Annotated in this window: 4 protein-coding genes and 2 pseudogenes; 5 read left to right on the top strand and 1 reads right to left on the bottom strand. The window is 51.3% G+C overall.

Translation table 11 applies throughout. The features are described 5' to 3' along the window. Positions 1-100 precede the first annotated feature (100 nt). A pseudogene (gene intI1, locus G6Q29_RS21435) lies at positions 101-1,105 on the bottom strand (class 1 integron integrase IntI1); the annotation flags it as partial. Between the two features lie 172 nt (positions 1,106-1,277). Between intI1 and G6Q29_RS21430 the strand changes: the two are divergent. From G6Q29_RS21430 to dfrA14, 5 genes and pseudogenes are all read left to right on the top strand, one after another. Beyond that, complete coding sequence (locus G6Q29_RS21430; protein ID WP_000237816.1) at positions 1,278-1,730, top strand: NAD(+)--rifampin ADP-ribosyltransferase Arr-2; 453 nt, start codon at positions 1,278-1,280, stop codon at positions 1,728-1,730. Positions 1,731-2,050: 320 nt separating this feature from the next. Continuing rightward, positions 2,051-3,310 carry a chloramphenicol efflux MFS transporter CmlA5 gene (locus G6Q29_RS21425; RefSeq protein ID WP_012300772.1) on the top strand — a complete coding sequence of 420 codons (1,260 nt, stop codon included), beginning with the start codon at positions 2,051-2,053 and terminating at the stop codon, positions 3,308-3,310. 264 nt (positions 3,311-3,574) lie between these two features. Continuing rightward, positions 3,575-4,375 (top strand): oxacillin-hydrolyzing class D beta-lactamase OXA-10, encoded by an 801-nt coding sequence (locus G6Q29_RS21420; protein ID WP_000846390.1) that lies wholly within the window; start codon positions 3,575-3,577, stop codon positions 4,373-4,375. A gap of 16 nt (positions 4,376-4,391) precedes the next feature. Beyond that, a pseudogene (gene aadA1, locus G6Q29_RS21415) lies at positions 4,392-5,230 on the top strand (ANT(3'')-Ia family aminoglycoside nucleotidyltransferase AadA1). Positions 5,231-5,257: 27 nt separating this feature from the next. Next, a complete protein-coding gene (dfrA14, locus tag G6Q29_RS21410) occupies positions 5,258-5,731 on the top strand; it encodes a trimethoprim-resistant dihydrofolate reductase DfrA14 (RefSeq protein WP_004201280.1) in 474 nt (157 codons plus the stop codon). Positions 5,732-6,013 lie beyond the last annotated feature (282 nt).

Raw genomic sequence — 6,013 nt, 5'->3', positions numbered from 1 at the left:
ATCCCCTGGGCGAAATGCGCCTGGTAAGCAGAGTTTTTGAAATGTAAGGCCTTTGAATAAGACAAAAGGCTGCCTCATCGCTAACTTTGCAACAGTGCCCACTAGTGAGGGGCGGCAGCGCATCAAGCGGTGAGCGCACTCCGGCACCGCCAACTTTCAGCACATGCGTGTAAATCATCGTCGTAGAGACGTCGGAATGGCCGAGCAGATCCTGCACGGTTCGAATGTCGTAACCGCTGCGGAGCAAGGCCGTCGCGAACGAGTGGCGGAGGGTGTGCGGTGTGGCGGGCTTCGTGATGCCTGCTTGTTCTACGGCACGTTTGAAGGCGCGCTGAAAGGTCTGGTCATACATGTGATGGCGACGCACGACACCGCTCCGTGGATCGGTCGAATGCGTGTGCTGCGCAAAAACCCAGAACCACGGCCAGGAATGCCCGGCGCGCGGATACTTCCGCTCAAGGGCGTCGGGAAGCGCAACGCCGCTGCGGCCCTCGGCCTGGTCCTTCAGCCACCATGCCCGTGCACGCGACAGCTGCTCGCGCAGGCTGGGTGCCAAGCTCTCGGGTAACATCAAGGCCCGATCCTTGGAGCCCTTGCCCTCCCGCACGATGATCGTGCCGTGATCGAAATCCAGATCCTTGACCCGCAGTTGCAAACCCTCACTGATCCGCATGCCCGTTCCATACAGAAGCTGGGCGAACAAACGATGCTCGCCTTCCAGAAAACCGAGGATGCGAACCACTTCATCCGGGGTCAGCACCACCGGCAAGCGCCGCGACGGCCGAGGTCTTCCGATCTCCTGAAGCCAGGGCAGATCCGTGCACAGCACCTTGCCGTAGAAGAACAGCAAGGCCGCCAATGCCTGACGATGCGTGGAGACCGAAACCTTGCGCTCGTTCGCCAGCCAGGACAGAAATGCCTCGACTTCGCTGCTGCCCAAGGTTGCCGGGTGACGCACACCGTGGAAACGGATGAAGGCACGAACCCAGTGGACATAAGCCTGTTCGGTTCGTAAGCTGTAATGCAAGTAGCGTATGCGCTCACGCAACTGGTCCAGAACCTTGACCGAACGCAGCGGTGGTAACGGCGCAGTGGCGGTTTTCATGGCTTGTTATGACTGTTTTTTTGTACAGTCTATGCCTCGGGCATCCAAGCAGCAAGCGCGTTACGCCGTGGGTCGATGTTTGATGTTATGGAGCAGCAACGATGTTACGCAGCAGGGCAGTCGCCCTAAAACAAAGTTATGCAGCCAAATCCCAACAATTAAGGGTCTTAAAATGGTAAAAGATTGGATTCCCATCTCTCATGATAATTACAAGCAGGTGCAAGGACCGTTCTATCATGGAACCAAAGCCAATTTGGCGATTGGTGACTTGCTAACCACAGGGTTCATCTCTCATTTCGAGGACGGTCGTATTCTTAAGCACATCTACTTTTCAGCCTTGATGGAGCCAGCAGTTTGGGGAGCTGAACTTGCTATGTCACTGTCTGGCCTCGAGGGTCGCGGCTACATATACATAGTTGAGCCAACAGGACCGTTCGAAGACGATCCGAATCTTACGAACAAAAAATTTCCCGGTAATCCAACACAGTCCTATAGAACCTGCGAACCCTTGAGAATTGTTGGCGTTGTTGAAGACTGGGAGGGGCATCCTGTTGAATTAATAAGGGGAATGTTGGATTCGTTAGAGGACTTAAAGCGCCGTGGTTTACACGTCATTGAAGACTAGTCCTTTGCATAACAAAGCCATCAAACCGGACGCCAGAGATTCCGCGCCTGTTGCGCATGGCTTCGCCATTTTATGCGCAATAGGCGCGCCACCCTGTCGCCGTTTATGGCGGCGTTGGGCGCACAATAAGGCTCCTCGCAGAGTTGCTTGAAAGTTGTTACGATTCAAATTCAATCATGAGATAGTCAGCAGATGAGCACTTCCAAGAACGCAGACAAGTAAGCCGCAGCAACCTTCATTTTTCGGTTGTTGCGGCGTTCTCATGAATCCTTTTGCTCTACGGGAGCGCCGCCAAATCCTTTGTTCAAGGAGATGGTTTCGTGCGCTCAAAAAACTTTAGTTGGCGGTACTCCCTTGCCGCCACGGTGTTGTTGTTATCACCGTTCGATTTATTGGCATCACTCGGCATGGACATGTACTTGCCAGCAGTGCCGTTTATGCCAAACGCGCTTGGTACGACAGCGAGCACAATTCAGCTTACGCTGACAACGTACTTGGTCATGATTGGTGCCGGTCAGCTCTTGTTTGGACCGCTATCGGACCGACTGGGGCGCCGCCCCGTTCTACTGGGAGGTGGCCTCGCCTACGTTGTGGCGTCAATGGGCCTCGCTCTTACGTCATCGGCTGAAGTCTTTCTGGGGCTTCGGATTCTTCAGGCTTGTGGTGCCTCGGCGTGCCTTGTTTCCACATTTGCAACAGTACGTGACATTTACGCAGGTCGCGAGGAAAGTAATGTCATTTACGGCATACTCGGATCCATGCTGGCCATGGTCCCGGCGGTAGGCCCATTGCTCGGAGCGCTCGTCGACATGTGGCTTGGGTGGCGGGCTATCTTTGCGTTTCTAGGTTTGGGCATGATCGCTGCATCTGCAGCAGCGTGGCGATTCTGGCCTGAAACCCGGGTGCAACGAGTTGCGGGCTTGCAATGGTCGCAGCTGCTACTCCCCGTTAAGTGCCTGAACTTCTGGTTGTACACGTTGTGTTACGCCGCTGGAATGGGTAGCTTCTTCGTCTTTTTCTCCATTGCGCCCGGACTAATGATGGGCAGGCAAGGTGTGTCTCAGCTTGGCTTCAGCCTGCTGTTCGCCACAGTGGCAATTGCCATGGTGTTTACGGCTCGTTTTATGGGGCGTGTGATACCCAAGTGGGGCAGCCCAAGTGTCTTGCGAATGGGAATGGGATGCCTGATAGCTGGAGCAGTATTGCTTGCCATCACCGAAATATGGGCTTCGCAGTCCGTGTTAGGCTTTATTGCTCCAATGTGGCTAGTGGGTATTGGTGTCGCCACAGCGGTATCTGTGTCGCCCAATGGCGCTCTTCGAGGATTCGACCATGTTGCTGGAACGGTCACGGCAGTCTACTTCTGCTTGGGCGGTGTACTGCTAGGAAGCATCGGAACGTTGATCATTTCGCTGTTGCCGCGCAACACGGCTTGGCCGGTTGTCGTGTACTGTTTGACCCTTGCAACAGTCGTGCTCGGTCTGTCTTGTGTTTCCCGAGTGAAGGGCTCTCGCGGCCAGGGGGAGCATGATGTGGTCGCGCTACAAAGTGCGGAAAGTACATCAAATCCCAATCGTTGAGAGAATGTGGCAAGCTATCGCCCAACAAATCGCTGCAGCCGACCCAAAACCGCTACGCGGTTTCGGTCGGCTGAGCTCAGGCGTTAGGCCTCGCCGAAGCGAAAGATCGCTACTTGAAGTGTTGACGCCTTTGTTTTAAAGTTTCGCGTCTATCTTTCTGATTTTGTTAAAAAATCAGACTTTGATTAATCATGTTAGACGTCAGAGGTATTTTGACTTAAACGCCTCTGAGGTCGAATTAACGTTAGCCACCAAGAAGGTGCCATGAAAACATTTGCCGCATATGTAATTATCGCGTGTCTTTCGAGTACGGCATTAGCTGGTTCAATTACAGAAAATACGTCTTGGAACAAAGAGTTCTCTGCCGAAGCCGTCAATGGTGTCTTCGTGCTTTGTAAAAGTAGCAGTAAATCCTGCGCTACCAATGACTTAGCTCGTGCATCAAAGGAATATCTTCCAGCATCAACATTTAAGATCCCCAACGCAATTATCGGCCTAGAAACTGGTGTCATAAAGAATGAGCATCAGGTTTTCAAATGGGACGGAAAGCCAAGAGCCATGAAGCAATGGGAAAGAGACTTGACCTTAAGAGGGGCAATACAAGTTTCAGCTGTTCCCGTATTTCAACAAATCGCCAGAGAAGTTGGCGAAGTAAGAATGCAGAAATACCTTAAAAAATTTTCCTATGGCAACCAGAATATCAGTGGTGGCATTGACAAATTCTGGTTGGAAGGCCAGCTTAGAATTTCCGCAGTTAATCAAGTGGAGTTTCTAGAGTCTCTATATTTAAATAAATTGTCAGCATCTAAAGAAAACCAGCTAATAGTAAAAGAGGCTTTGGTAACGGAGGCGGCACCTGAATATCTAGTGCATTCAAAAACTGGTTTTTCTGGTGTGGGAACTGAGTCAAATCCTGGTGTCGCATGGTGGGTTGGGTGGGTTGAGAAGGAGACAGAGGTTTACTTTTTCGCCTTTAACATGGATATAGACAACGAAAGTAAGTTGCCGCTAAGAAAATCCATTCCCACCAAAATCATGGAAAGTGAGGGCATCATTGGTGGCTAAAACAAAGTTAAACATCATGAGGGAAGTGGTGATCGCCGAAGTATCGACTCAACTATCAGAGGTAGTTGGCGTCATCGAGCGCCATCTCGAACCGACGTTGCTGGCCGTACATTTGTACGGCTCCGCAGTGGATGGCGGCCTGAAGCCACACAGTGATATTGATTTGCTGGTTACGGTGACCGTAAGGCTTGATGAAACAACGCGGCGAGCTTTGATCAACGACCTTTTGGAAACTTCGGCTTCCCCTGGAGAGAGCGAGATTCTCCGCGCTGTAGAAGTCACCATTGTTGTGCACGACGACATCATTCCGTGGCGTTATCCAGCTAAGCGCGAACTGCAATTTGGAGAATGGCAGCGCAATGACATTCTTGCAGGTATCTTCGAGCCAGCCACGATCGACATTGATCTGGCTATCTTGCTGACAAAAGCAAGAGAACATAGCGTTGCCTTGGTAGGTCCAGCGGCGGAGGAACTCTTTGATCCGGTTCCTGAACAGGATCTATTTGAGGCGCTAAATGAAACCTTAACGCTATGGAACTCGCCGCCCGACTGGGCTGGCGATGAGCGAAATGTAGTGCTTACGTTGTCCCGCATTTGGTACAGCGCAGTAACCGGCAAAATCGCGCCGAAGGATGTCGCTGCCGACTGGGCAATGGAGCGCCTGCCGGCCCAGTATCAGCCCGTCATACTTGAAGCTAGACAGGCTTATCTTGGACAAGAAGAAGATCGCTTGGCCTCGCGCGCAGATCAGTTGGAAGAATTTGTTCACTACGTGAAAGGCGAGATCACCAAGGTAGTCGGCAAATAATGTCTAACAATTCGTTCAAGCCGACGCCGCTTCGCGGCGCGGCTTAACTCAAGCGTTAACCCAGGATGAGAACCTTGAAAGTATCATTGATGGCTGCGAAAGCGAAAAACGGCGTGATTGGTTGCGGTCCAGACATACCCTGGTCCGCGAAAGGGGAGCAGCTACTTTTTAAAGCATTGACCTACAATCAGTGGCTTCTGGTGGGTCGCAAGACGTTTGAATCTATGGGCGCACTCCCCAATAGGAAATACGCGGTCGTTACCCGCTCAGGTTGGACATCAAATGATGACAATGTAGTTGTATTTCAGTCAATCGAAGAGGCCATGGACAGGCTAGCTGAATTCACCGGTCACGTTATAGTGTCTGGTGGCGGAGAAATTTACCGAGAAACATTACCCATGGCCTCTACGCTCCACTTATCGACGATCGACATCGAGCCAGAGGGGGATGTTTTCTTCCCGAGTATTCCAAATACCTTCGAAGTTGTTTTTGAGCAACACTTTACTTCAAACATTAACTATTGCTATCAAATTTGGAAAAAGGGTTAACAAAGCTATGCAATCGACGGCAAAAAGCTTCGTTCGCTTCGCGCACTACGCCTTTTCCGCGATTGATAGCGACGTTATGTGAATATTGAAATGAGCATTCCAAAGAAAGGAAGTAGAAAAATTATCGTGGGCGAAAATGAGTTTTTGTGGCTCATTAGGTCAAAACTCACATATTCGCAGGACGGCACTGTTGCAAATAGTCGGTGGTGATAAACTTATCATCCCCTTTTGCTGATGGAGCTGCACATGAACCCATTCAAAGGCCGGCATTTTCAGCGTGAC

Source organism: Enterobacter cloacae (assembly GCF_011078175.1).
GTDB lineage: Bacteria > Pseudomonadota > Gammaproteobacteria > Enterobacterales > Enterobacteriaceae > Enterobacter > Enterobacter cloacae_Q.
The sequence above is the reverse complement of the archived record's forward strand: the minus strand, read 5'-3'. Positions and strand labels throughout refer to the sequence as shown.